The sequence below is a fragment of the Actinokineospora sp. NBRC 105648 genome (assembly GCF_030269645.1).
GTDB lineage: Bacteria > Actinomycetota > Actinomycetes > Mycobacteriales > Pseudonocardiaceae > Actinokineospora.
Genome location: NZ_BSTR01000006.1, coordinates 122638 through 148655 on the forward strand (window position 1 = coordinate 122638; position 26018 = coordinate 148655).

23 protein-coding genes are annotated in these 26018 nt (G+C 72.6%); 13 read left to right on the top strand and 10 right to left on the bottom strand.

Going from position 1 to position 26018, the window contains the following annotated elements; translation table 11 throughout:
* Positions 1-48: 48 nt before the first annotated feature.
* Entirely contained in the window at positions 49-1404 is a 1356-nt protein-coding gene (locus QSK30_RS08190; protein WP_285500942.1) for an MFS transporter, read from the top strand.
* Between the two features lie 413 nt (positions 1405-1817).
* A complete protein-coding gene (locus tag QSK30_RS08195; protein WP_285500943.1) occupies positions 1818-5825 on the top strand; it encodes a non-ribosomal peptide synthetase in 4008 nt (1335 codons plus the stop codon).
* A gap of 132 nt (positions 5826-5957) precedes the next feature.
* Here the strand turns inward: QSK30_RS08195 and QSK30_RS08200 are convergent, their stop codons facing one another.
* The 3 genes from QSK30_RS08200 to QSK30_RS08210 form a co-directional block, all read right to left on the bottom strand.
* Positions 5958-6218, bottom strand: a complete 261-nt coding sequence (locus tag QSK30_RS08200) for a hypothetical protein (RefSeq protein WP_285500945.1) — start codon at positions 6216-6218, stop codon at positions 5958-5960.
* Positions 6219-6672: 454 nt separating this feature from the next.
* Complete coding sequence (locus QSK30_RS08205; RefSeq protein WP_285500947.1) at positions 6673-7023, bottom strand: RNA polymerase sigma factor; 351 nt, start codon at positions 7021-7023, stop codon at positions 6673-6675.
* Positions 7024-7417: 394 nt separating this feature from the next.
* Positions 7418-7894, bottom strand: a complete 477-nt coding sequence (locus QSK30_RS08210) for a YciI family protein (RefSeq protein ID WP_285500949.1) — start codon at positions 7892-7894, stop codon at positions 7418-7420.
* 209 nt (positions 7895-8103) lie between these two features.
* Here QSK30_RS08210 and QSK30_RS08215 point away from each other — a divergent pair, with 209 nt between their 5' ends.
* The gene (locus tag QSK30_RS08215) at positions 8104-9213 is read left to right on the top strand and encodes an AI-2E family transporter (protein WP_285500951.1); all 1110 of its coding nucleotides are present in this window, start codon (positions 8104-8106) and stop codon (positions 9211-9213) included.
* A gap of 16 nt (positions 9214-9229) precedes the next feature.
* On the opposite strand, the gene QSK30_RS08220 is transcribed toward QSK30_RS08215, so the two are convergent.
* Positions 9230-11161 (bottom strand): hypothetical protein, encoded by a 1932-nt coding sequence (locus QSK30_RS08220; protein WP_285500952.1) that lies wholly within the window; start codon positions 11159-11161, stop codon positions 9230-9232.
* Between the two features lie 269 nt (positions 11162-11430).
* The gene (locus QSK30_RS08225; protein WP_285500954.1) at positions 11431-12129 is read right to left on the bottom strand and encodes an alpha/beta fold hydrolase; all 699 of its coding nucleotides are present in this window, start codon (positions 12127-12129) and stop codon (positions 11431-11433) included.
* A gap of 118 nt (positions 12130-12247) precedes the next feature.
* Here QSK30_RS08225 and QSK30_RS08230 point away from each other — a divergent pair, with 118 nt between their 5' ends.
* Positions 12248-12586, top strand: coding sequence for a winged helix-turn-helix transcriptional regulator (locus QSK30_RS08230; RefSeq protein ID WP_285500956.1), 339 nt, complete (start codon positions 12248-12250; stop codon positions 12584-12586).
* Between the two features lie 209 nt (positions 12587-12795).
* Here QSK30_RS08230 and QSK30_RS08235 read toward each other — a convergent pair whose 3' ends face one another.
* Both QSK30_RS08235 and QSK30_RS08240 read right to left on the bottom strand, forming a co-directional pair.
* Complete coding sequence (locus tag QSK30_RS08235) at positions 12796-13362, bottom strand: hypothetical protein (RefSeq protein ID WP_285500958.1); 567 nt, start codon at positions 13360-13362, stop codon at positions 12796-12798.
* Positions 13363-13715: 353 nt separating this feature from the next.
* Positions 13716-14156: a hypothetical protein gene (locus tag QSK30_RS08240; protein WP_285500959.1), complete on the bottom strand. Its 441-nt coding sequence runs from the start codon at positions 14154-14156 to the stop codon at positions 13716-13718.
* Positions 14157-14465: 309 nt separating this feature from the next.
* Here QSK30_RS08240 and QSK30_RS08245 point away from each other — a divergent pair, with 309 nt between their 5' ends.
* Positions 14466-14939 carry a GNAT family N-acetyltransferase gene (locus QSK30_RS08245; RefSeq protein WP_285500960.1) on the top strand — a complete coding sequence of 158 codons (474 nt, stop codon included), beginning with the start codon at positions 14466-14468 and terminating at the stop codon, positions 14937-14939.
* 33 nt (positions 14940-14972) lie between these two features.
* On the opposite strand, the gene QSK30_RS08250 is transcribed toward QSK30_RS08245, so the two are convergent.
* Together QSK30_RS08250 and QSK30_RS08255 are read right to left on the bottom strand one after the other, a co-directional pair.
* Positions 14973-16157, bottom strand: a complete 1185-nt coding sequence (locus QSK30_RS08250; RefSeq protein WP_285500961.1) for a zinc-dependent alcohol dehydrogenase — start codon at positions 16155-16157, stop codon at positions 14973-14975.
* Between the two features lie 124 nt (positions 16158-16281).
* A complete protein-coding gene (locus QSK30_RS08255; protein ID WP_285500962.1) occupies positions 16282-17295 on the bottom strand; it encodes a YihY/virulence factor BrkB family protein in 1014 nt (337 codons plus the stop codon).
* A gap of 243 nt (positions 17296-17538) precedes the next feature.
* Here QSK30_RS08255 and QSK30_RS08260 point away from each other — a divergent pair, with 243 nt between their 5' ends.
* The 8 genes from QSK30_RS08260 to QSK30_RS08295 all read left to right on the top strand — a co-directional run bounded on the left by QSK30_RS08260 (position 17539) and on the right by QSK30_RS08295 (position 24961).
* Positions 17539-18813 (top strand): PP2C family protein-serine/threonine phosphatase, encoded by a 1275-nt coding sequence (locus tag QSK30_RS08260; RefSeq protein ID WP_352231555.1) that lies wholly within the window; start codon positions 17539-17541, stop codon positions 18811-18813.
* Between the two features lie 223 nt (positions 18814-19036).
* Positions 19037-19507, top strand: coding sequence for a response regulator (locus tag QSK30_RS08265; protein ID WP_285501188.1), 471 nt, complete (start codon positions 19037-19039; stop codon positions 19505-19507).
* 204 nt (positions 19508-19711) lie between these two features.
* Positions 19712-20443: a GAF and ANTAR domain-containing protein gene (locus QSK30_RS08270; RefSeq protein ID WP_285500964.1), complete on the top strand. Its 732-nt coding sequence runs from the start codon at positions 19712-19714 to the stop codon at positions 20441-20443.
* 25 nt (positions 20444-20468) lie between these two features.
* Positions 20469-21242 (top strand): GAF and ANTAR domain-containing protein, encoded by a 774-nt coding sequence (locus QSK30_RS08275; protein WP_285500966.1) that lies wholly within the window; start codon positions 20469-20471, stop codon positions 21240-21242.
* A gap of 44 nt (positions 21243-21286) precedes the next feature.
* Positions 21287-22075 carry a GAF and ANTAR domain-containing protein gene (locus tag QSK30_RS08280; RefSeq protein ID WP_285500967.1) on the top strand — a complete coding sequence of 263 codons (789 nt, stop codon included), beginning with the start codon at positions 21287-21289 and terminating at the stop codon, positions 22073-22075.
* A 95-nt stretch (positions 22076-22170) separates the two neighbouring features.
* On the top strand, positions 22171-23121 hold the full coding sequence (locus tag QSK30_RS08285; RefSeq protein WP_285500970.1) for a TIGR03885 family FMN-dependent LLM class oxidoreductase: 951 nt from the start codon (positions 22171-22173) through the stop codon (positions 23119-23121).
* The gene (locus tag QSK30_RS08290; RefSeq protein WP_285500972.1) at positions 23118-24749 is read left to right on the top strand and encodes an alpha-amylase family protein; all 1632 of its coding nucleotides are present in this window, start codon (positions 23118-23120) and stop codon (positions 24747-24749) included. The genes QSK30_RS08285 and QSK30_RS08290 overlap by 4 nt, the downstream gene beginning before the upstream one ends.
* A complete protein-coding gene (locus QSK30_RS08295) occupies positions 24746-24961 on the top strand; it encodes a hypothetical protein (protein WP_285500976.1) in 216 nt (71 codons plus the stop codon). Before QSK30_RS08290 ends, QSK30_RS08295 begins: the two co-directional genes overlap by 4 nt.
* 503 nt (positions 24962-25464) lie before the next feature.
* Here QSK30_RS08295 and QSK30_RS08300 read toward each other — a convergent pair.
* Complete coding sequence (locus QSK30_RS08300) at positions 25465-26004, bottom strand: CGNR zinc finger domain-containing protein (RefSeq protein WP_285500978.1); 540 nt, start codon at positions 26002-26004, stop codon at positions 25465-25467.
* Between the last annotated feature and the right edge of the window lie 14 nt (positions 26005-26018).

Below are 26018 nucleotides of genomic sequence, written 5' to 3' on the forward strand. Positions count from 1 at the left end.
CGCACCCGCGCCACCCGGCGCGGACGGGCCACCTCACGGCGGTGTCGCGTGCGCACTGACGGCATTGGCCGCTTCGCCGCGATCTGGGCCGGGCAGCTCGTCTCGATCGCCGGCTCCGGGATCACCGGCTTCGTGCTCGGCGTCTGGGTCTTCCAGCTCACCGGGTCGGCCACCCGGTTCGGCCTGATCATGCTGCTGGAGGCGGCGGCGGCGATCGCGGTGGCGCCGGTCGCCGGGATGGCCGTCGACCGGGTCGACCGGCGGGCGGTCCTGGTGGTCTCCGACGTCGTGGCCGCCGCGGCGACCGCCGTGCTGCTGGCGCTCGTCGCGGGCGGTGGTCTGCGGGTCTGGCACGTCTACCCGATCGCCGCGGCGACCGCGATGTGCGCGACGTTCCGGATGGTCGCGTTCACCACGGTGCTCCCGCTCCTCGTGCCCGAGCGGCACCTCGGCCGTGCCAACGGCCTGGCGCAGACGCTGCCCGCGGTGCAGATCGCCGCCCCGCTCGCAGCCGGCGGCCTGCTCGCGGCGGTGCAGCTGCGCGGGGTGGTGCTGATCGACCTGTGCACCTACGCCGTGGCACTCGCGATCACCCTGCTGATCGGCCTGCCGGAGCGGGCGATCCGCCCGGACCGCGCCGGGTCGGCCGGGGAGGGCGCCTGGGCGGAGCTGACCGGCGGGTGGCGCGAGCTGCGCCGCAGGCCGGGCCTGCCGCACCTCCTACTGCTACTCGGCGGTTTCCACCTCGCCGCCGGGATGGCCGGGGTGCTGGTCCAGCCCCTGATCCTGACCTTCGCCGGCCCCTCGACCCTCGGCGTGCTGATGTTCGTCGGCGGCGCGGGCATGTTCGCGGGCAGCGCGGTGATGACCGCGTGGGGCGGCCCGACCCGCCGGATCACCGGCGTCCAGGTGTTCCTCGCGATCGGCGGGATCGCCCTCGCACTGCACTCGCTCGCCCCGTCGGCCCTGCTCATCGGGGTGCTCGCGCCCGCGTTCCTGTTCACCCTGCCGGTGATCACCGGCAGCGCCATGTCGTTGCTGCAGACCAAAGTCGACCCAAGCGCACTCGGCCGCGTGATGGCCGGCGTGCGGATGACCGCCCAGGGCGGCACCGCCCTCGGCTTCGCCGCCGCGGGACCACTGGCGGACCTGGTCTTCGAGCCGCTGCTACGACCGGGCGGCGCCCTCGCCGGGTCGGTCGGCACAGTGATCGGCGTGGGGGATGGTCGGGGGATCGCGCTGATCTTCGCCATCACCGGCGCCGCACTCATCGCCCTGGCCGCCTGGGCCGCCACCTCGCCCGTACTGCGCGCCGTCGACGACCTCCCCGACCTGCTGACAACACCGGACGACAACACGCCAACCGACAAGGGGGAAGCCGATGCTCGAACAGTTGCGGGCTGACCGCCAGCCCCCCGTCAACGGCGCCCGACCTCGTGGACACACTGCCCTTCCGCGCAGCCGAGCACACGGCCTGCCTACCGCCGGTAGCCTGCGGACCGCAGTGATCGAGGGGTTGGTGCCCGAGTCGCGGTGGATAGACCACCGGACCTCCGCGAATAGCGCTCGGCCTCATGGAAACGCTGCCCTTTCGCGCGGTGGGAGCCGAGCACACGGCCTGCCTTCCGCCGGCAATCCGCGGACCGTGCTGATCGAGAGGTCGGTGCTCGAGTTGCCCTGGGTCGGCCACCGGACTTCCGCGAATAGTGCCGGGTCTCGTGGTGGCGCTGTCCTTCCGCGCGGTCGGAACCGCCTTTCCGCCGCCCGGCCCGCCGTCGACAACCTGTCCACCACACTGATCGACAAGGGGGAAGCCGATGCTCGAACTGCCGCAGGCTGAACGCCAGGCTTTCACCGACGGTGCCGCGCCCGCGCCGCACCTGGACCTCGTGCACGCGCTGTCCTTCCGCGCCGCCGGGGCCGCTCTGCGTCTTGGCGTGTTCGACCACCTCGGTGACGAGTCCCGAACCGCCGACGCCATCGCTGCCGGGATTGGGGGCGATCCGCGCGGTGTGCGGGTACTCCTCGACGCCCTAACCGGCTTCGGCTACGCCACCCGGGACGGCTCCGGGTACCGCGCTACCCCGGCTGCGGCTTGGTTGGGCACCGGCTACCGGTCGGCTTTCTCGTTCTGGCACCGCGTCCTCGTCGACCAGTGGACCGACCTAGAGCAGTCCATTGTGGACGGCAAGCCGGTCGGTGACTTCTACGGCTGGCTCGGCGCCGACCCGGCCGCCCTCGGCGAGTTCCAAGCCATGCTCGGCGAGCTGGCCGACGCGGTGGCGCCGGACGTAGCGAGCGCGGTTCCCGGTACCGCCCGGCGGTTGCTCGACATCGGTGGCGGACACGCCCGCTACGCCACCGCCTGCTGTGCGGCGAACCCCGAGCTGCGCGCCGACGTCGTAGACCTTCCTGGTTCCCTCGACGCCGGCCGCGCATACGCCGCAGCGGCCGGAGTCGGCGACCGTGTCCGATTCCGGGAGGCCGACTGGTCGACCGGCGACCTCGGCGCGGACTACGACGTCGTGCTGGTGTTCAACGTGTTGCACTGCCTGAGCCCCGACCGCGCCGAGGACCTCCTCCGGCGGGCGGCCCGGGCGCTGCGGCCCGGCGGGACGGTCCTCATCCTGGAGGAGACCGCGGACGTGCCCGCCGAGGCCGGCGCGCTCGGCGCCGCCTGGGTGCCCGCGTCGAGTCTGAACCTGTTCCACACCCAGGGCGGGCAGATCTACGACCGCGAGCGGTTCGTCGAGTGGCTGGGCCGGGCCGGGCTCGCCGCGCCCGAGGAGGCCCGGATCGCCGCCGCGCCGACGTTCACCTTGTTCAGCGCCACCAAGGAGAACGCGCCGGGTCGGACGCTGACCGCGGCGCAGCGAAAGATGCTGCTGTTCGACCAGACGCGCCCGGACTCGACCTGGTGCAACGTGCCGCTCACCGTGCGGATCGCCGGGCCGCTCGACGCCGCCCGGCTGCGGGCGGCCCTGCGGCGGTGCTGGCTGTCGCACGAGGCGCTGCGCAGTACCCACGACGGCGACACCGCCATGACCGGCGTCCTCCCGGAACTGCGGGAGGTCACGGTGACCGACGAGGCGGGTTTGGCCGAGCTGCGAGAGCGGGAACTGCGCACGGGGTTCGACCTGGCACACGAAGCACCGCTGCGAGCGACCTTGGCCCGGCTCGCCGACGACGACCACGAACTGATCCTGATCACCCACCACATCGCCACCGACGGGTACTCGCTCACCGTTCTGCGGCAGGACATCCTCGACGGGTACGCCGATCCGTCCCGCCCACCGCGGGCCGCTCACCGCCCAGTGCCCGCCGACGATCACGACGAGGACATCGAGTTCTGGGCCCACACCCTGGCGGACCTGCCGGAGGACACGGCGCTGCCGTTCGCCACGCCCGCAGGCCCGTCCCTGGCCGCGGACGTGGTGCCGTTCGAGCTTCCCGACGACGTGACCACCATCGTCCGCGAGGTCGCTCGAAGTGGGCGGTCCAGCCCGTTCATGGTGCTGCTCACCGCGTTCGGCGTGCTGCTCGACCGGCTCGGTGCGGGCGATGACCTCGTGATCGGCACGCCGGTCGCCGGGCGTGACGCGCCGGGCAGCGAGGACGTCGTCGACTGCCTGGTGAACATGGTCGCGCTGCGCCTGCGCCTGCGCGGGGCCACCACCTGGGCGGACGCGCTGGACACGGTGCGGTCGACCGCCCTGGACGCCTTCGACCACACCGGCGCGCCGTTCAGCGAGGTCGTGGACCGGCTGGCCGCGCCCAGGTCGGCGCACCCGCACCCGGTGTTCCAGGTCGTCTTCGCCGCCCCGCCCGCGGTAGCCGGACCGACTACAGTGGACGGTGTTACCTTCGACTTCGCGCACGGCACCAGCGCCGAGTCGCTCTTCGACATCGAGGTGCAGGTCTTCGACGACGGCGACGGCATGGGCGGCTACCTCAAGTTCCGCACGGCCCGCTTCACCCGGGCCCAGATGACCGCGGTGCTGGACCAGTTCCGCACCCTGCTCGGCGGGCTCGACCCGACCGCCCGGTTGGCCGACGCAGTCCTGCTCACCCCGGCGGAGCGCCACCGCGCGGTGGTCGAGTGGAACGCCACCACGACCGACTACCCGCGCGAGCGCACCCTGGTGGAGCTTTTCGAGTCGCGTGTGGACGAACGGCCGGACGCGGTCGCCGCGGTGTACGGCGCCGAAGTCCTCACCTACCGGGAGCTGGACGAGCGGGCGAACCGGCTGGCCGCGCTGCTGCGCGACCGCGGGGTCGGGCTGGAGGACCGGGTCGGGATCCGGCTCGGGTTCGGCGCCGGCTGGGTGGTCTCGGCCCTCGCCGTGCTCAAGGCGGGCGCGGCGTACGTGCCGCTCGACCCGCTGTACCCTGCGGCCAGGCTGGACCACATGTGCGCCGACAGCGGGGTGGCGACCGTCGTCACCGACGAGGTGCTCGGCGAATCGCCCACCTTCCCGGCCGACCGCGCGGTTCGTTGTGCCCGCCCGGATTCGTTGGCCTACGTCATGTACACCTCCGGCTCCACCGGGCGGCCGAAGGGGGTCGGCGTCACCCACCGCGACATCGTGCGGCTGGTGTGCCGGACCGACTACGTCCACTTCGGACCGGACGACGCGGTCGCGCAGGTCTCCAGCCCGTCGTTCGACGCGGCCACCTTCGAGCTGTGGGGCCCGCTCTGCGCGGGCGGCCGGATCGTCGGCGTGCCCAAGGACGACCTGCTGTCCCCACCCGACCTGGCGAAGACGTTGCGGGACAACGGTGTCGCCCTGATGTTCCTCACCACGTCGCTGGCGCGGCGGCTCGCCGCCACCGCGCCGGAGACCGTCGCCGGTCTGCGCCAACTGCTGATCGGCGGGGAGCAGCTGGACGCGGACACCGTGTCACGGCTGAGATCCGTGCCCGGCTTGACCGTGGTGAACGGCTACGGTCCAACTGAGACCACCACCTTCGGTGTGACCTGGGCCGCCGGAAGTGTTGTTGCCGGGGAGGTCGTGCCGATCGGGCGGCCCATCTCGAACAGCACCGCCTACGTCCTCGACGCCTGCCTGGAACCCGTGGCGCCCGGCATGGTCGGGGAGATCCACCTCGGCGGTGACGGCGTGGCCCGGGGCTACCTGGGCAGGCCCGGCCTCACCGCGGCCCGGTTCGTGCCCGACCCGTTCGGTGTGCCCGGTTCCCGGATGTACCGCACCGGCGACCTCGGCCGGTACCGCCCCGACGGCCTCATCGAGTGCCTCGGCCGGGTCGACCGGCAGGCGAAGATCCGCGGTTTCCGGGTCGAGCCCGGCGAGGTGGAGACGGTGTTGCGGGAGACCGGGCGCGTGGTGGACGTGACCGTCCAGGTGCGGGTCGAGGAGGAGCTGCTGGTCGGTTACGTCGTGCCCACCGACCCGGCGGAGTCCATGGCGGATCTGCGCGCGCAGCTCAGTGGACTGCTCCCGGAACACCTGGTGCCCGCGGTGCTGGTCGCGCTCGACGTGCTCCCGGTGAACCAGAACGGAAAGCTCGACACCGCCGCTCTGCCCGACCCGTTCGCGGCCGCCTTGACCGGGTCCGCCGGGGCCACCGCCGAGCCCACCACGGACACCGAGCGCGTCGTCCGCGACATCTGGCGCGAGGTCCTCGCCAACCCCGACATCGGCCTGCACGACGACTTCTTCGCCCTGGGCGGCCACTCGGTGAAGGCCGGGCAGGTGCTCGCCCGGATCCGCGCCGAACTCCGGGTCCCCGCCTCCCTGCGGCTGGTCTTCGACAACCCGACGGTGGCCACCCTGGCCGCCGCACTGCCCGTCCCGAGGAGCTGACGCCGGGTCCCTTGAGTCCACAATAGACAGGCGGCCGACCTTTCGGTCGGCCGCCTGCGGGTTCTCGCGCGTTACCCGGGCAAGCGGTGGCCACCGGTACCCGAGTGGCCGCCAACCTCGCCGGAAATGGTGCTAGCTGGGCAGCTCGGGGGCGTAGAGGGTGCGGAAGTACCAGCCCGCCGGGAACTGGGACGTGCTCTTGTACAGGCACTCGCTCGCCCACGCGGACCGGTCGCTGCCGTTGTCCCGCCACGCCTGGGCCTGGACCTCGCACTCGGTCACGGTGGTGTAGGGGCCGATGTAGGTGAACGGCGGTGGGGCCGCGACGGCGGGTGCGACCGCCCCCGCGACACCCACGGCGGCGAAGCAGACGGCGAGGAACAGTCGACGCATGTTGTGGACCTTTCGGTGATCAGCACCCGGACAACGCGAACGTACAGCGCTGAATCGGTTCGCGGCAGGGTTGGCGGCAGAGTGCGGCCGAGTGGATCAGCACCGGCGTCCGCGCGGCGGCGGCCCCGATCCGCTGTCGTACCGCGTTTTCCTCGACCGGTTGTCCGTCCGGCCGTTGCGCCCCGACCATCCTATTAGGACTCGTTGCCCCGTGGTCGACTCGGCGCACGGCCCACGAGGGGCACGCCGCGGCTCGGCTGACCAGCAGGGCGCGCTCACGGTCGTTGTCGGACAGCCCGGCCGCCCGCTCGAACTCGGTTCGGGCTCGCCCGGCGGCACGAGTTTGACCAGCAGGTCGGCCCGCACGGCGGGCAGCAGGTGGTAGCGGGCCGGCGCGTTCTCCTCGACGAGGGCGTCCCGACCACCCGGTCGAGCGCGGCCAGTCCGCGCCGGATCAGCGACTGGTCCCAGCGGGCGCGGTCCCGAGCAGGGTGACGATCTCGCCGGCGGCGTCGGTGCAGGCCCGCAGCAGGATGCCTGCAGCTCCATCAGCGCGAGCCGTCCGTGCGCCTCGGGCTCGTCCGGCGCGGGGGCGGCGAGTACCCGGCCCAGCCGCAACGCCCCCCACGCACAGCGCCGAGCGGGCGAGGTCGGGACCGGCGGTGGCCGAGTAGCCCGCGTTGAACAGCAGGTAGACCACGCCGAGGGCGGACGCCAGCCGGGGCACGAGCTCGGCGCCGGTCGGCACCTCGAAAGGCACCCGCGCGTGGTGGGTCCCGCTGGGCAACTCGGACAGCCTCTGCACGAGGACGGTGCTGGCCTCCCGGGATCAGCGCACTCGCGCCCACGTTCCGAGCTAGGCCGAGGTAGCAGGCCCACCGCACGGCGAGGGTCTTCTTGGCCCGAACAACGCGCTGGGCCATCGTCGCCGTTGGGGACCAGGAACGCCCGGGCGATCTCCTCGGTGCGCAGCCCGGCCTCGGCCCGACCGACGTCGCGGACCAGGCGGGCCAGGTCCCCGGTGAGCCGGGCCGCCTCGCTCCGCCAGACCGCCTCGATCGCCCGGTGCGTGGCGGGTGTCGGATCGGGGGCCCAGGCTCAACCGCACCGGGCGGACGCGCGCGACCGCCCGCGGTGACCGCGCTCTCGTGAGGTTCGGCGCGTGGTCGACCGCACCGAGAGCACGATCATCCGCGGGGTCAGTTCCCACCCTGTTCCTGCTGGGCGGCGGCCTCGGCGCGCCACTGGGCCACGTTGGCCCGGCCCAGCTCACCCACGCCGTCGGCGAAGGCGGCCACCTCGGCGGTGGCGTTGTCGCCGAAGTCCGCGGCCTCGAAGATCTGCCGGATCTCGACCTCGCCGACCTGGCCGGGCGGCAGGTTCGGGGCCCGCCTGACCCACTCGATGGCCTCCTCCCTGGAGGCCACCTCCAGGATCGAGTAGCCGGCGATCAGCTCCTTGGTCTCGGCGAACGGCCCGTCGACCACCGTGCGCTCCTCGTCCTCGAACCGGACCCGCACGCCCCTCGAGGTCGGGTGCAGGCCGTCGGCGGCCACCAGGACGCCCGCCTTGACCAGCTCCTCGCTGTACCGACCCATCGCCACCATCGCCTCGGTCGTGGGCAGCACGCCTGCCTCGGACTCGGCCGTCGCCTTGGCGATCACCATGAACCGCATCGTCATCATCTCCAAGTGGTCCGGGGTCCCGGGCCGTTCGCCCGGTCGCAACCCCGATTCACCAGGGCGTCGAACGGGCGACCCCGATTTCGACACCCTCACCGAACAATCTTGCAAAAGATTTCGCGGGGGACCCGGTCGTGCGGCGTCACGGGCCCGACCAGCGGTCCAGCGGGCGTTCGGTCGGCACGGGTGGCAGGGTGACCGGCGTGCGTGACACGTTGAACGCCGCCAAGACCAGGTCCGCGCTGCGCACGTCGGCGCGGGTCTCGTTGGACGCGCTGCTGGTCCTGCTGCTGACCGCCGTGGCGCTGTGGGTCCTGGGCTGGATGTGGTCGGTCGTCTGGCCGGTCGTGATCGCCCTGCTGCTCACCACGCTGACCTGGCCGGTGACCCGGTTCTTGCGCGGCAAGGGCTGGCACCCCGCGCTGGCGGCTTCCGTGGTGACCCTGCTGTTCCTCGTGGTCGCCGCCGGGACGGTGCTGCTGATCGCGATACCGGTGGCGTCGCAGTCCGGTGACCTGGCCGACGGTGTGGGCCGGGGGATCGAGCAGGTGCGGCAGTGGGCGTCGGGCCCACCGCTGAACATCCGGGACGACCAGGTCACCGGCGCGCTCGACGCCGGGGTCGACCGCCTCCAGGACAGCGTCGGGAGCATCGTCAACGCCACCGTGACCGGCGTGGGCGCGGTGGCCAACGGGGTGGTCGTCGCCGTGCTGGCGCTGTTCCTGATGTTCTACTTCCTCAAGGACGGCCCCCGCTTCCTGCCCTGGCTGACCCGGCAGCTGCCCGGGCGCCTGGCCGCGGACGTGCCGGTCGTGGCCGCGCGCTGCTGGGACACCCTGGGGTCGTTCGTGCGCTCCCAGGCCCTCGTGGGCCTGCTGGACGCGGTGTTCATCGGCCTGGGGCTGTGGATCATGGGCGTGCCGCTGGTGCTGCCGCTGGCGGTGCTGACGTTCGTCTCGGCGTTCGTCCCGATCGTGGGCGCCCTGTTCGCCGGGTTCGTCGCGGTGCTCATCGCCCTGGTGTCCAACGGCCTGACCGACGCCCTGATCGTGCTGGCGATCATCGTCGCGGTGCAGCAGCTCGAGGGCAACGTCTTCCAGCCGATCCTGCAGAGCCGGAGTCTGGGCCTGCACGCCACCGTGGTCCTGCTCGCCGTCACCCTGGGCGGCACCCTGGCGGGGATCACCGGCAGCCTGCTGGCCGTGCCCCTGGCCGCCCTCCTCGCCGTGGTCTGGGACTACCTCCGCGACCAGCTGAGCACCCCGCGACCAGACCCCGCGGCTGAACCACCGCCCACGACCGACACACCCTGACGACCGGCGCCGGTCGCTACTTCGGCGAGTCGGGACTCGGGGACAACGGGACCGCGGACTGGCCGTAGGCCTGGTTGGCCGCGATCACCACCCACTCCTGCCGTCCGGTGACACCGTGGGCGAATGAGCGGACCTCGGGCCCGAACTCGAACACGCGGCCGCTGACCCGCTCGACCACGATGTAGGACTCCACCGGCGCCTGGGCCGGGGTCGGCGCGGCCTCGAGCCAGGTGAGCGGGCTCGGGATCGCGACCCTGGGGGCGGGCGGCACCACGCTGGCCGCCTCGAAGGTCGCGGGGGCGCCGATGTCGACGGTCACCTTGGTGGCCGGACCGAGGCCCCAACTCCAACTGCGCGGCACGATCTCCAGTACGTACCGCCCCGGCGGGAAGCGGCTGTCGAGCACGCGCGAGAGGACCGGGGGCGCGCCGGCCTCCACCGTGTCCAGCGTGCGCCGCCTGCCCTGCGGGTCGGTGTAGTAGAACGAGTAGAGGTCCGGGGTGGCGTGCTGGCGGTACCGGGTGAGCGGCACGTTCAGCGTCGGCTGGAAGTCGTTGCGGGTGTCCCAGCTGAGGACGAGCTGGGCGTCGGTGACCCGCGCGGTCAGCGTGCGCGGTGCCGTCGGCGGCCGCAGCGGCAGGTAGTGGACCGTGGTGCGGACCTCGGGGGCTGGGCCGGCGAGGTTCGCGTCGCGTGTGGACACCACGAACCTGTCCCCGTACACCGCGCCCGCGGGGAGCGCCAGGTCAGCGGCCGTGATCGTGGTGTCGAGCTGCGTGATCGGGTTGGCGCACTGGGGATCGGTCCCGGCGCACAGGCGGGTCAGGGTGTGGTTGACGTCCTCGACCGCGCCGGGGCCGCGGGTCCACCGCACGCGCAGCGCGCCGGGGCTGGAGGTGACCTCGACCGGGTTCACCGCGGTGGGCGGCGGGCCCGCCGCGACGTAGCGGGAGTACTGGTAGGTGATCTGGTCGCCGGACTGGTTGAATCCCGCCGGGACCCGCGCGAGGCCGTTGGCGTTCTCCGGCAGCACGAACGCGCCCCACCGTGCCCCGGTGGGCACGTCGAAGGACGCCATCGTCGCGGTGGTCCGGACCAGCTTGCGGTCGGCGGCGTCGGCGGGGTTGACGAGCACGGCGGTGTACGCGGACACCGGCGGGCTCGAGGTCGCCGGGTTCCAGGAGAGGCGGACCGAGGTGCTGGTCGCGGTGGCGGTGAAGTCCGTGATCGAGGCGGGCAGGTCCGGGCGGGGACCGAGACCGTCCACAGTGGTCCAGCGGACCGCGGTCCCGACGACGCCGGTGATGAAGTCGCGGTGGTCGGGGGTGAACTCGGGGACGCCGGTGACCGGGTTCGGCGCGCCGTAGGTCATGAGGCCGACGAGGTGGCCGGTCGGGTCACCGGGGCGGTGGTAGAAGGCGGGGCCGCCGCTGTCGCCGGGGATCGCCGTGGGCGGGGCGGCCAGGGACGCCAGTTCCGGGTTGCCACCGGGCGTCGTCCACGCCGCGGTGAGCTTGCCGCCGCCCAAGCCCACGACCAGGGTGTTGCCCGCGTAGGTGAGGTCGTGCTCGAGGATGCCGCTCTCGACGAGGTCCGGGAACGCGGGCGCCGGGATCGCCGTCGTCAGGTGCGACACGCTCAAGTCGCAGCTGTTGCCGACGCACGACGTGACCGCGTCGATCGTCGCGGTCCCGTAGGCGTTCGCGAAGGTGCCGCCCACGCGTCCCGGCGCGTGCCGGGTGGTCAACACCCACTCGGGCGCGACCTGCACGCCCGAGGCACTCGCCCGGCCCGCCAACCGCCACTCGTCGACCACCTGACCGCTCAGCGGTTCCCGGATCGCGGTCACCACCGGGTCGACCCCGTTGCCCACCGCCGCGGCGGGGGTCACCGCCGCCGACAAGGAGACCGCGCACACCGCGGCCGCCATCGCCATCCGCTTGATCATGCCGCCACGCTAGGCCGCCGCGGACGCGCCGCTCCAGCACCGGATCCGCCCCTTCACGCGCTGTTCGTCGCCGGTTCCCGCACTCACCCGTTCGGCCCGCGACGGCCGCAACCGGCCCAACCACACCGCGCCCGCCATCTCTCCACAATGGACTCTTTGCGTCCGACCAAACCGGTTGCCAAGCCGGGCGGGCCGACAAACTGGCCCTGGGGACCACCGTCCACATCGCCGCGATCAACGAATGGCTCTGACCGACTTCGATACCGGCCCTAGGCCGCCTCGCGCAGCAGTTCGGTGAGCTCGGCGGGCATGGTGATCATGCAGTCGTGGCCGGTGGGCAGGTCCCGCACCCGCTCGCCCGCCGGGACGGGGCGCCGGGTGATGCCCGCCGGTCGGCTCCCGACGCAGTGGATGTGCGTGCGCGGGACCCCGCGCGCGGCCGGGTCGCCCGGCCGGACCGGCTCCTGGAGGCAACGCACCGGTTGGTCGGACAGCATCGCGCGCAACCAGGCGACGTCGTCGGGGTCGGTGACCCCGAACAGGCCGAGCGGCGGCGGTTGCTCCGGCATCGGCGGGACCCGCCAACCGTCCACGGCGGCGTCGACGAGGTGCTGGGTGACCGGGAGGACGTCGACGGCGGTCTCGCCGTCCTCGGGGACCATCGCGTCGAGGAACACCAGGTGCGCGATCCGGTTCGGGACCCGGTTGACGACCCCGGAGATGACCATCCCGGCGTAGCTGTGCCCGACGAGCACGACGTCGCGCAGATCCTCGGCCTCGATCAGGCCGGTGACGTCGTCGACGTGGGTGCCGAGCCCGACCTCGGGACCCAGCAGGTGGGCCTTGTCGCCGTAGCCGGTCAGCGACGGCGCGAGGACCCGGTGCCCGGCCGCCTCCAGCAGCGGGACCACCCGGTCCCAGCTCCGCCCGCTGTGCCAGGCGCCGTGCACCAGCAGAAATGTGGCCATGGTCGTGCGGTTCCTCCCCGTGCCCCGGTACCTTTTGGTAACCGGGACCATCGTGGTCCGCACGACGCGCACCGGGCAATAAGGCACTTCTCGGTGCCCCGGTTCTCTGGAGGTAACCGTGCCGGACCCGTGCCAGGCCCGCGAAGTCCTGGGGATCGTCGGCGACAAGTGGGCCCTGCTGATCGTGCGCACCCTCAAGGACGGCCCGCGGCGCTTCACCGAGCTCAAGCGGGCCGTCGACGGCATCAGCCAGCGGATGCTCACCGTGACCCTGCGCGACCTGGAGCGCGACGGGATCCTCACGCGCACGGTCCGCGACGTGATGCCACCGCACGTCAGCTACGAGCTCACCACGATGGGCCGCACCCTGCGCGAGGCCACCGCTCCGCTGCTCGAGTGGAGCCTCGCCCACCTGCCCCACATCGACGCCGCCCGCGCCGCCTACGACAACCGCTGAGCCGCCCCGTTGGTGGACCGAACCTGCCGCCCGCGGCACCAGGGCGCAGGTCAGTCTGCACCGGAGCTGATTCCGGCCGCGATCGGGCAAGCCGGGCGCCCAGCCGACCGACCCGTCAGGCGCCACCGGTGATCCCCGGCCCAGCGCACCCGCCCAGGGCCGTCGTCCATCGGCTCCCTCGCCCCCGCTGTGGGGACGAGGGAGTCGCCTCACCCGGCGAGCAGGTCGCGCCCCCGCTTGCCGACCGAGCGCAGACCCTGCAGCGGTCGCTGCTGCTCACCCTGCTGCGCGCCGAGCACGACGAGGACGCCGGTCAGCACCGGGGTGGCCCACTGCAGCAGGCGCAGCTGCCGCTGTGCCGCCGCGACGTCGGTCGGAGTCGCGTCCCCCGGCTTGGTACCGCTCTCGGCCGGGACGTCGCCCGCCGCCGCCACCTTGGCGCCCAGCACCCCGCTGTAGGCCGTGGTCGCCAGCGCCGCCGCGGTGAGCACGGTCTTGACGATGGTGTTGGCCTTGGCCCCGGGCTGGGCCCGCACCCGCTTGCGCTGCGCGATGACCAGTCCCGCGCCCCCGACCAGGTGGGCGGCGATCGACGCGGCGGACACCGGCGACCACCGCGCCCACCCGGACGAGGCGATCTTGGTGCGCTCGGTCTCGTCGTCGACGTCGGCCGCGGCGCCGTTCACCCCGACCGCGCCCATCAGGGCACCGCCGAACCAGGCGCTCAGACCCACGTCGTGCAGCGAGCGGATGATGGTGTTCCTGCCATTGCTCATATTCCCTCAAATCTGGAAAGGGCCGGAAACGGCCCGGAGACCAGCGCGGTCGAGGCGTGGCGCGCTCAGGGAGATCCGGACGACACCGGGGCTGGGGTGCGTACCTGGAAATGGGAAGAGCGCGTTCCACTGGCCGTGTGGCTGGTAGTGGGCGGATACCCGACACCGCGTTCGGCAAACGGGAATCCGATGTCAGCCCGGTCGCACCCGCACGACCGGGTGAAACCGCCCCGGCTCGCCGAACGGGCCCCACGCGGCCGGGGCGACGTCGGTGTCGAAGGTCGCGGACCGCGGGACGAGCAGTCGCGGCGGGTTGCCGCGCGTCGCCTTCAGGCGGTCACGGTCCCGCCCGGTCAGCGCCTGCCGGTGGCCAGGATGACGAGGAACTGGCCGCCGCCCGGCTCGACGTTGGCGGTCACCGGCAGCCCGGGCACCAGCCGGGAGAAGCGGTCCACCAGCCAGTCCGCCGCCTCGCGCGCGTCCCGTTCGGTCGGGCAGCGGGCGACCATCTCCCGGCCACCCTTGCGCTCCAGCCGCCCGGCGACGGTGATCAGGGGAGCGGGCTCGGCCACGTGCAGGCGGTCCGGCCAGGCGATGACCACCTTGACCGCGCCCTTGCGGGTGTTGCACCCGCGGTGCGCGAGCCGCTCGGTGACCTTGGCCTTCCGGTCGGCGGTCCGGCTGTCGACGCTGGGCCCCCGCGGGTCGTTCACCGACATGTCCGCGTCGACCGGCTCATCGCACACCCAGCACCGCCAGCCGTCGCGCTCGGCCACGTCATCGAGGAGACTCACCCGAGCAAACTAGCCTGCCCGGTCGCCGTCGCGCTCACCGCGCCCGGGTGAGCGCCACCAGTCCCGTGCCACACCCTCGCCGTCGAGCCGGTTCCATGCGGACACCGACCGCCGTCGTCGGGCACGCGCGGCATGGCTCATTCCTGCATCGCCCGCTTCGCTTTCGCGGTGGCATCCATTCGGTGCGCCACAACACCCAACTCTCGCCGCGCGGTCCGTGTAGTCGAGATCTTGCAGCTGCGCTAAAAGGAATTGTCGGATGCGGCTGTTACGTTCGCGTCGCGAGCCGGTGGAGTGAGGAGGACATCAGTGGTGGGAGTGGCACTGCGGCTGGTCGAGGATTCGGACCTCGACGCCCTGTTCAACCAGATGCGCGACCCCGAGTCGGTCTGGATGGCCGCTTTCACCGCCCGGGATCCCGACGACCGGCAGGCGTTCGACGCCCACATGTCGAAGTTGCGCACCTCCCACGACATCACCCTGCGCGCGGTGACCCGCGACGGACACCTCGTCGGCAGCATCGGTTGTTTCGTCGTGGAGGGCGACACCGAGATCACCTACTGGATAGACCGTTCGGTCTGGGGTCAAGGGGTCGCCGGCCAAGCCCTCGCCCTGTTGCTCGACTTGGTCAAGGTTCGGCCCTTGCGTGCCCGCGCCGCCAGCGACAACCTCGGCTCGCTCAGAGTCCTGCGGCGGGCGGGCTTCACGACCACCGGCACCGAGATCGCCTACGCGGCCGCCCGGGACGCCGAGATCGAGGAAACCATCCTGCGCCTCAGCTAGCCCAGACCCGCAGGCGCCGCCCCACCCGGGCCGTCAGGGCTTGAAGACGACCTTGATGGCGCCGCTTTCCTTGCGTTGGAACATGTTGTAGGCCTCGGGTGCGTCGGTGAGTGGGATGGTGTGGGTGGCGAAGGTGTCCACGCCCAGGGGGTCGTCGTCGGTGAGCAGGGGCAGGATGTCGGGGACCCAGCGGTGGACGTTGGCCTGGCCCATGCGCAGTTGGACCTGCTTGTCGAACAGGGTGAGCATCGGGATCGGGTCGGTCATCCCGCCGTAGACGCCGACCAGGGAGATGGTGCCGCCGCGGCGGACGATGTCTATGGCGAGGCGTAGTGCGGAGAGGCGGTCGACGCCCGCGGTGCGCATGATCTTGGCCGCGGCGGCGTCGGGCAGGAGGCCGACGGCGCGTTGGGCGAGGCCGGCGACGGGGGCGCCGTGGGCTTCCATGCCGACGGCGTCGATGACCGAGTCGGCGCCGCGGCCGTTGGTCAGGTCGCGGACGGCGTCGCCGAGGTCGTTGCCGAGTTCGCGCACGTCCAGGGTGTGCACGCCGCGGGCGGCGGAGCGGGCCAGCCGCTCGTCGACCAGGTCGATGCCGATCACGTTCTCGACGCCGCGGTGCTGGGCGACCCGTGCGCACATCTCGCCGATGGGTCCGAGGCCGATCACGGCGAGCGTTCCGCCGGGGGGAACCGCGGCGTACTCGACGCCCTGCCAGGCGGTGGGCAGCACGTCGGAGAGGAACAGGAACCGGTCGTCCGCGGGGCCCTCGGGGACCTTGATCGGCAGCTTGTCCGCGAACGGCACGCGCAGGAACTCTGCCTGGCCGCCGGGCACGCCGCCGTAGAGCTTGGTGTAGCCGAAGAGGGCGGCGCCCATGCCCTGGTCGCGGACCTGGGTGGTCTCGCACTGCGAGTGCAGGCCCTGGCCGCACATGAAGCAGTCACCGCAGGAGACGTTGAACGGCACCACCACCCGTTCGCCGACCTTGAGCGAACTCACCCCCGGCCCGACCTCCTCGACGACGCCCATCGGCTCGTGCCCGAGGATGTCGCCCTCGGTGAGGAACGGGCCGAACACCTCGTAGAGGTGCAGGTCCGAGCCGCACAGGCCGGTGGAGGTCACCCTGATGACCGCGTCGGTCGGGTCCTGGATGACCGGGTCGGGGTGGGTGTCCACCCGGACGTCGCGCTTTCCGTGCCAGGTCAGAGCCTTCATCGAGTCGCCTCCAGGGCGGTGTCGGGGGTGCCGCGGTCGGTCAGGACGGACTGGGTCGACGCCCGCGGGCCAACAGGACGACCGCGACGACGCCGACCACCGCCCCCACCCCGATGAGCGGTCTTCAAGTGTGCCGCGTCCCGCCCGCGGGAGTGCGGTCAACGTCCTGTTCGGACTCGTCGACCGTCGGCTCGACCTCGGCGCGCAGCTCGTCGTCGAGCGCGTGGGTGTCCCGGGGCGGCAGGAACGGTTCCTGTTCCGCGGGCACCCCCTCGGTGATCTGCTTGGCCCGGGCGAGTTCCGCGTCCAGTTCGGCGCCCAGGAGCACGGCGATGTTGGAGATCCACAGCCACACCAGGAACCCGATGACGCCGCCGAGGGAGCCGTAGGTCTTGTTGTAGGAGCCGAAGTTGGCCACGTAGAAGCCGAACGCGCCGGAGGCGATGACCCACAGCAGGACGGCGAGCAGCCCGCCGGGGCTCAGCCAGCGGAACTTGGGCTGCCGGACGTTGGGCGCGGCCCAGTACAGGATGGCGAACGCCAGCCCGACCAGCAGCGCGATCACCGGCCACTTGGCGATGTCCCAGATCCGCACCCCGGTGTCGCCGACGCCCAGCAGCGCCCCGACCCGGTCGGCGACGGTGCCGGTGGCGACCACCCCGACCGCGCAGACCGCGAGCAGCACGACCACCGCGGCGGTCAGCAGCAGCCGCAGCGGGACGGTCTTCCACACCGGCCTGCCCTCGGGCATCTCGTAGATCGAGTTCGCCGCCCGCATGAACGCGCCGACGTAGCCGCTGGCCGACCACAGCGCCCCGGCGATGCCCACGACCGCCAGCACACCCGCGGCGCCGCTGGTCCGCTGCAGGCCGGTGATGGCCTCGACGATGATGTCGGCCGACTCGCCCGGCGCGACCAGCCGGACGTTGTCGACCAGGGTCGCGGTGGCCGACGGGCCGAGCATCGCCAGCACCGAGGTGAGCACGATGATCGCGGGGAACAGCGAGAGCACGGCGTAGTAGGTCAGCGCGGCGGCCCAGTCGAGCAGGTTGTCCCGCTGGAACTCCTTGGCAGTGCTGCGAAGCACCGCCCACCACGACCGCTTGGGCAGGTCCGTCGGACCGTCTGGCACAGGCATCGCGATCCTCCGGGTAGTCCCGGCAGGTCTGCCCACCTCGATGTGCCGCGAAACATGGGCCACCGGAGCGCACGCCACTTGCCCCGGACTGGTGAGAGCGGGGTGGTCGCCGACCCGAAATCCGCGGCCGACCGGGCGCTGTCGTCACCTCGTGTTCCCTGCTCCGCCCGCGCGTCGCCACTCGTGGGTGTCGCCGGGTGTCACGGCGAGTCGTCGGCGTGCGCCTGCGGTTAGGCTTTCCCGGTGCCCGATCTGTCAGGCCCCGCCGATCGCGTGAGCGTGCTGGAGGCGATCACCGATGTCGCGCTGCGCCACCTGGAGCTGGAGGAGTTCCTGGGCGAGGTGCTCCGGCGGGTGCGCGAGCTGTTCGAGGTCGACACCGCGACCGCGGTGCTCTACGACCCGGGGACCGAGCGCCTCGCGGTGACCGCCACCGCGGGCATGGAGGAAGAGGTCCGGCAGGGCACGACCATCGCGCTGGGTGAGGGGTTCACCGGCCGGATCGCCGCCAGCCGGGAGCCGATCGTCCTCGATCGGGTGGACAACACGACCGTGCTGAGCCCGCTGAAGTGGCGCAAGGGGTTGAGCGCCCTGCTCGGGGTCCCGATGCTGGCCCGCGGGGACCTGGTCGGGGTCCTGCACGTGGGCTCCCTGGTCCCGCGCCGGTTCACCGACGCCGACACCCGGCTGCTGCACCTGGTGGCCGACCGGGTCGCGCTGACCGTCCAGGCCGAGACGACCAGCGCCGAGCGCGCGGCGACCACGGCGTTGCAGCGCAGCTTGCTGCCCACCCGGTTCCCGCTGGTGGACGGCATGAGCTTCGCCGCCCGCTACCTCCCCGGCGCGCCGACCGCGGTGGGCGGGGACTGGTACGACGTGTTCCCGCTGCCCGGCGACCGGCTCGGCGTCGTCATCGGCGACGTCGCGGGCCACGGCCTCGCCGCGGCGGTGGTGATGGGCAGGCTGCGCAGCGCGCTGCGCGCCTACGCCCTGGACTACGACAGCCCCGCCGAGGTGCTGGGCAAGCTGCACCGGAAGGTCTCGCACTTCGAGGACCGCGCGATGGCCACGGTCAGCTACGGGATCGTCGACCTGGCCACCCGGCGGATCACCCTGTCCTCGGGCGGGCACCTCCCGCCCGTGTTCGCCGCGCCGGAGCGGGCGGCGTGCCTGGTGCCGGTCGAGCCGGACCCGCCGGTCGGGCTGAACATCCCGGTGCCGCGGGGCAGGCGCGAGACCACCCTGGACCTGCCCGCGGGCTCGGTGCTGGTCTTCTACACCGACGGCCTGGTCGAGCGGCGGGGGCACTCGATCGACACCCACCTGGCCCGGCTCACCGCCGCGGTGGTCCCGGCACCGCCGGACACCGTGTGCGCCCAGGTGGTGGACGCGCTCATCGGCCCCGAGCCCGCCACCGACGACGTGGCCCTGCTCGTCCTGCGGCTGCTCCCCCGCGACCAGGACGGGGGAGCCGGGGGCGCCGGGGGCGCCGATGACAGCGTCCACTGTGGTCAGTAGCGCGTGCGGCCGAGGACCGTTCCACGTCCCGAACCCGTGCGGCACAACATGATCCAGATCGCGAACACGGTGCTCGGCCGCCACTGGCTCCGCACGGCCGAGCACGGTGAGGCTGGTGGCATCGACGCGAACCGCGCTCACATCCAGGTCGCGGGCGTGGCGGCGGTGGGACATGGCACCATTCGTCCGACTGTCCCGCCCACCGCACGCCGAGGAGCAGGCCATGACCGACCACACGACGGCCCGGGGCGACTCGACCGACGACGCGGCGGCCCCGTTCGACGTGCTGCTGGTCGAGGACGACGAGGGTGACGTGATCATGATCCGCGAGGCCCTCGAGGCCCGCGGCACCAGCACCACGCTGCACGTGGTCCACGACGGCGTCGAGGCGGTCGCCTTCCTGCGCCGCGCCGAGGCCTATCACGACGCGCCCCGGCCGCGGCTGGTCCTGCTCGACCTCAACATGCCCCGCAAGGACGGCCGCGAGGTCCTCGCCGAGGTCAAGGCCGACCCGGACCTGGCCGCGATCCCGGTGGTCGTGTTCACCACCTCCGCCGCCCAAGCCGACGTCCTGGCCAGCTACTCCCTGCACGCCAACGCCTACGTCACCAAACCCACCGACCTCGACGAGTTCATGTCCGCCATCGGCAAGATCGACGACTTCTTCGCCGCCACCGTGCGCCTGCCCGCCTGACCCGTCCCACGCGCGCGGACCTGCGGGCGCCGCACTGTCCGAAAAGGACCGTGCGGGACCCCTGGCGGCGAGCACCCCGCTCGAGCGGCGGGACCCCGCGCCGACACGCCGGGTGGATCAGCGGCGGCCGAGTCTTGTCCACGTCGGCGCCGCGCGGTGGGCGGCCGTACTGTTGGGGATCGCACGGAGGTCGAGTGGAGGCCCATGGTGGAGGACCGGCTCCAGCGGTTGCGGGACCTGCTCGCCGCCGACCGGCTGAGCCGACCCGCCGCGGCGGTGCGCCTGGTGTGCGAGCGGTGTTTGGTCGAGCTGTCGATCTCCGGGGCGGGCGCCACCGTGCTGAGCCACCTGCCGGGGGTCGACAGCGATGACGACCGGCTGGGGCGGGGTCTGGTCTACGCCACGAACGCGGTCAGCGCCGGGCTGGAGGACCTGCAGCTGACGGTCGGTGAGGGCCCGTGCCTGGACGCCTTCGCCTCCGGTGGCCCGGTGCTGGTGGCCGATCTCGCCGCCGAGACGGCGCGGTGGCCCGCGTTCACCCGCGCGGCGTGCGACCTGGGCGCGGCGGCCGTCTTCTCCTTCCCGTTGGAGGTCGGCGTGGTGCGGTTGGGGTCGTTGGACCTCTACCGGGACACGGCCGGGCCGTTGACCCGGGTGGAGTTGGCCGACGCGCTGATCCTGGCCGATCTGGCGACGCAGGGGGTGGTGGCCGACCTGGACGGCCACGACACCGAGGACGTGAGCTGGCTCGCCGACCCGCACGTCGAGGTGCACCAGGCCGCGGGCATGGTGCAGGTGCAGCTGGGGACGACCACGGACGTGGCGCTGATGCGGCTGCGCGCGCACGCCTTCACCCACGACCTGCCGCTGGCCGAGGTCGCCCGGCGGGTCGTGGGGCGCACACTGCGGTTCACCGACGACAAGGATGGGCACTAGTGCTTGGTGGAAGAAGGTCGACGTGATGGGCGATGTGACGGGCCGCGTGCCAGGCGGCGCTCGGGACCAGCGGCTCGCGAGCACGTTCGTGGCGCTGGCCGACACCCTGGTCGCGGACTTCGACGTGCTCGACTTCCTCGGTCTGCTCACCGAGCGCGCGGTCGAGCTGCTCGCGGTGGACGCCGCGGGCGTGATCCTGTCCGACCAGCGCGGTGGGTGGCGCCCCGCGGCGGCGTCCTCCGAGCACGCCCACCTGGTCGAGGTGTTCGCCGCGCAGACCAAGCAGGGTCCGTGCCTGGACTGCGTCCGCACCGGCGCGGTGGTCACCAGCGCGGACCTGGCCGACGAGCGGCGGCGCTGGCCGCAGTTCGCCCCGGTGGCGGTCAGCGCGGGGTTCCGCGCGGCCTGCGCGGTGCCCATGCGGCTGCGCGACGACGTCATCGGCGCGCTCACCCTGCTCAGCGCCGAGCCGGTGGCCATCGATGACGCCAGTGTCGCGCTGGGGCGGGCGCTGGCCGACGTCGCCACCATCGGGATCCTGCAGCAGCGCGCGATCCGGCACGACGAGATCGTGGCCGAGCAGCTGCAGACCGCCCTGCACCACCGCACGGTCGTCGAGCAGGCCAAGGGCGTGCTCGCCGAGCTGGGCGGGCTGGACATGCACCAGGCCTACACCGCCCTGCGGGCCCACGCCCGCGCCCACCGCCGCAGGCTCTCCGAAGTCGCCCACGACGTGGCCACCGGCGCGCTCGACCCCAACACCCTGCTCAGCGACCCGGCCACGGTGCCAGGGGCCTAGCCGACGCCAGGGGCCCAGTCGAACAAGCCCATCAGGAGGCTCTCGTGCCGGACACCTCTGACGCCGTGGCGGCGCCGGCCCGGGAACAGCGGATCTCCCGCACGTTCGTGGCGCTCGCCGACTCCCTGGTGGACGATTTCGACATCGCCGAGTTCCTCGACGTGCTCACCGAGCGGGCGGTGGAGCTGCTGTCGGTCACCGCCGCCGGGGTCATCCTGCTCGCGCCGGACGGCAGGCTCGAGGTGCTGTCGAGCACCTCCCGACGAGCGGACCTGCTGGAGCAGTTCGCGGTGGAGATCAACGACGGCCCGTGCGTCGAGTGCACCCGCCGCGGCGTGCCGGTGACCTGCGCCGACCTGGAGGTCGAGGCCCGCAGGTGGCCCCGGTTCGCCGCCGCCGCCCGCGAGTGCGGGTTCCGCGCCGCCCACGCGCTGCCGATGCGGCTGCGCAAGCAGACCATCGGCGCGCTGAGCCTGCTCGGCGCCCAGCCGGGCAGCCTCGAGGGCGACCAGCTCGGCCTCGGGCAGGCACTGGCCGACGTGGCCACCATCGCGATCCTGCAGCAGCGCAGCATCGAGCACGGCGACCGGCTCTCCAGCCAGCTGCAGACCGCGCTCAACACCCGCGTGGTGATCGAACAGGCCAAGGGCGTGCTGGCCCAGCGCGCCGCGCTGTCCATGGACGAGGCGTTCGCCCTGCTGCGCGGCCACGCCCGCGCCCGCAGCCAGCGCCTCGTCGACCTGGCGACGGCCGTCGTGGCCAACACCGCCGACCTCGACTCGATCACCCTCCCGGCTCGCCCGCCGACCGGTCGGGGCGAGGGCCGGAGCTGACCGTGGGCGTCCACTGTGGATGGTCGCCGCGATCCGGTCGGCGCTCCCGCCCACGTCTCCGTGTCGGAATTGCCCGGGCCGGGTAGTTCCCCGGTATGGCGGTCTACGGCTTACACGCATCCCATGAGCAGGTCCACCCGGCGCGACTGCTGGCCGCGGTGCGCCGCGCGGAGGACGCCGGGTTCGGCGCGGCGATGTCCTCCGACCACTTCGCGCCGTGGACCTCGGCCCAGGGCGAGTCGGGTTTCGCCTGGTCGTGGCTGGGCGCCGCGCTGCAGGCGACCTCGCTCGGGTTCGGTGTGGTGACCGCCCCCGGCCAGCGCTACCACCCGGCGATCACCGCCCAGGCCATCTCGACGCTCAGCGCCATGTACCCGGGCAGGCTGTGGGCGGCGCTGGGCACCGGCGAGGCGTCCAACGAGCACATCACCGGCGCCGGGTGGCCGCGCAAGGACGTGCGGTCGGCGCGGCTGCGCGAGTGCGTCGACGTCATCCGGGCACTGCTCGCCGGTGAGGAGGTCTCGCACGACGGTCTGGTGACCGTCGACCGGGCCCGGCTGTGGACGCTGCCGGAGACGCCGCCGAAGCTCTACGGCGCGGCGGTCAGCGTCGAGACGGCGCGCTGGTGCGCGGAGTGGGCGGACGGCCTGATCACCGTCAACGCGCCCGTCGAGCACTTGCGGTCGGTGGTGGGCGCCTACCGGGACGCGGGCGGGCGCGGGGAGCTGGCGTTGCAGGTCCACCTGAGCTGGGCCCCGTCGGAGGACGAGGCGCTGGCCGTCGCGCACGAGCAGTGGCGCGGCAACGTGTTCCCGCCGCCGGTCTGCTGGGACCTGCTCCCGGCCCACTTCGACGAGATCTCCCGCTTCGTCACCCCTGAGCAGGTGCGCGCCTCGGTGAACGTCTCGGCCGACCTCGGGCAGCACGCCGCCTGGCTGCGCGGGTACGCCGACCTCGGCTTCGACCTGATCCAGTTGCACCACGTCGGCACGGAGCAGGACGCCTTCATCGACGCGTTTGGCGCCAAGGTGCTGGGGGAGCTGTGAGACTGACCAAGACCTCGGACCTGTGGTGGAAGAACGCGGTCGTCTACTGCCTGGACGTGGAGACGTTCCAGGACGGGAACGGCGACGGCTGCGGTGACTTCCGCGGGCTGACCCAGCGGATGGACCACTTCGAGCGGCTGGGCGTGACCTGCCTGTGGCTCATGCCGTTCCTGCCCTCGCCCGACCGCGACGACGGCTACGACATCACCGACTACTACTCGGTCGACCCGCGGCTGGGCACCGTGGGCGACTTCGTGGAGTTCATGCGCACGGCGCGCGACCGCGGCATCCGGGTCATCGCCGACCTGGTCGTCAACCACACCTCCGACCAGCACCCGTGGTTCCAGTCGGCCCGCGAGAGCCGCGACTCGCCCTACCGCGACTGGTACGTCTGGCGCGACGAGCCACCGGCGGACGGTCCGGAGGGCGTGGTGTTCCCGGACAAGGAAACCAGCCTCTGGGAGTACGACGAGAAGACCGAGCAGTACTACCTGCACCGGTTCTACAAGCACCAGCCCGACCTCGACGTGGCCAACCCGGCGGTGCGCGACGAGATGGCGCGGATCATGGGGTTCTGGCTGGAGCTGGGCCTGTCCGGCTTCCGGGTGGACGCGGTGCCGTTCCTCCTGGAGACCGAGGGCGCCCTCGACGCCCACGACCTGCCCGACCCGCACGACTACCTGGTCGACCTGCGCGCGTTCATCTCCCGCCGCGTGGGCGACGCGGTGCTGCTCGGCGAGGTGAACCTGCCGTACGAGGACACCATGGAGTACTTCGGCGCGGGCGTCGGCGACCAGCTGACGATGTGCTTCGACTTCATCGGCATGCAGAAGATGTACCTGGGCTTGGCCCGCGGCTCGGCGGCCCCGCTGGTCGAGGCGCTGACCGAGCGCCCGGAACCGCCCCGGGACGGGCACTGGGCGACGTTCGTGCGCAACCACGACGAGCTGACCCTGGACAAGCTCACCGACGCCGAGCGCGCCGAGGTCTTCGCGGCGTTCGGCCCGGCTCCGGAGATGCAGCTCTACGACCGCGGGCTCCGCCGCCGCCTGCCCCCGATGCTCGACGGCGACCGACGACGGATCAGGATGGTCTACAGCCTGCTGTTCTCCCTGCCCGGCACCCCGGTCCTGTTCTACGGCGAGGAGATCGGCATGGGGGAGAACCTCGCCGTCGAGGGCCGCTCGGCCGTGCGCACCCCGATGCAGTGGGAACCCGGCGTCGGCGCGGGCTTCTCCACCGCCGACCCGTCGACGTTCCCCGCCCCACCCCCCGTGGGCACCTACGGCCCCTCCGAGGTCAACGTCGCCCGCCAACGCCACGACCCCGACTCCCTGCTGTCCTGGATCCGCCTCCTGATCGAGCGCTACCGCGAGAACCCCGAACTGGCTTGGGGTGACTTCACCCCCCTGCCCACCGACGACGACGCCCTCCTCGCCCACACCTGCACCGCCGATGGCGTCTCCATCACCGCCATCCACAACTTCACCGAGCACGAGGCAACCACAGCCCTGCCCCTGCCCGAGGGGCCTCACCTCGACCTCCTCACCCAAACCCCGATCCCCTTCCCCAACGGCGAGCTCACCGTCGCCCCCTACGGCTCCCTCTGGTTCCGTCACCCCGCTTGACGGGATCCGTTCACGACCTCACCCGGCGCGTGGCCGCGGGTAGCTGCTGCGCGCCGGTCGGGTGTGGTAGTCACGGCATCACCCGCCTCACCCCCGACCACCGGGGCGCCGTGGTGATGGACATCTGGCGGATCCAGGACGGCCTCCTGGCCGAACACTGGGACGTCGGACAACAGGTACCCGACGACATCTCCCCCGACGACATGCTCTGAGCCCCGACACGCGATCCCGTCGGCGAGGCGTGGTCGGCGGGTGGTTCGAGTACGGGTCGGCGGGCCCCGCTCCAGGGTGGAGGGCGACGGGTCCAGCCGGCGGGTGCCCGATCCGGGCACGTGTGGCTGGATGCGGTGCGTGTGACCGGTATCGGGTGCGGCTAGGGACGTGCATGACCCGGGATGGTCGGGTATGGGCGTGTGCGACGTGGGCCGTGTGCAGACCTGGGATGGCCGGGGCGGCGGTGGTGATCACCGTGGTGGCGCGCTGGTCCTCCCGACAGGACCGGCGCGCTGGTCCTCCCGACAGAGCCGGCGAGATACCGCTAGCGCGGGTTCGCATGGCGGGTGCAGCGAGATCTCGCTAGGGGATTCTCCCGGCAGGACCAGCGAGATCCCACTGGCGGGATCTCGGCGGGGATCCCGCTCCGGGAGATCCGCTGGCGGGTCCTACTTGCTGGCGGGTCCTACTGGCAGGGCCGGCGGGATCTCGGCGGGTCCGGTCAGTCAGCCTGGTCGTTCGCCGCGCTGGTTCGGGTGCGGTGTCTGCGCACGGCGTCGCGGTTGGCGCACTGGTGGGTGCAGTAGCGCTTCCGGCCGGTGCGGGTAGTGTCGGCGAAGATCGTGTCGCAGTCGGTCACGGCGCAGCGTCGTAGTCGGTGGATGCCTCGTCCGGTCAGGTGCAGCGCGGTGCCGACGGAGATGATCGCGCACAGCACGGAGCCGAGCGGAACGCCGTGGTCGCGGTAGTGCAGGTGCCAGCCCGCGTCCCCGTGGTCGGTCAGCCGCGGGTGTGCGGCCGATTCGCCGAGCATGTGGTTGAGGAGCCGGGCGCGCTCGTGCTCGGTGGTGGCGTCCACGACGCTCTCCCACGCGTTCAGCATCGCCTGGGTGCGAGTCAGGTCGTTGCCGGTCGCGGCCTGTTCCACCACCAGGCCGGCGGCGCGGCAGCGGTCGACAAGCTCCTCGACGGTCGTGGGACGTCGGTTGGCGAGCTCGGCGGCCAGGTGCACGACGTCCGCGCCGTAAGGGTTGAGGTGCACAAGCCCATTACAAC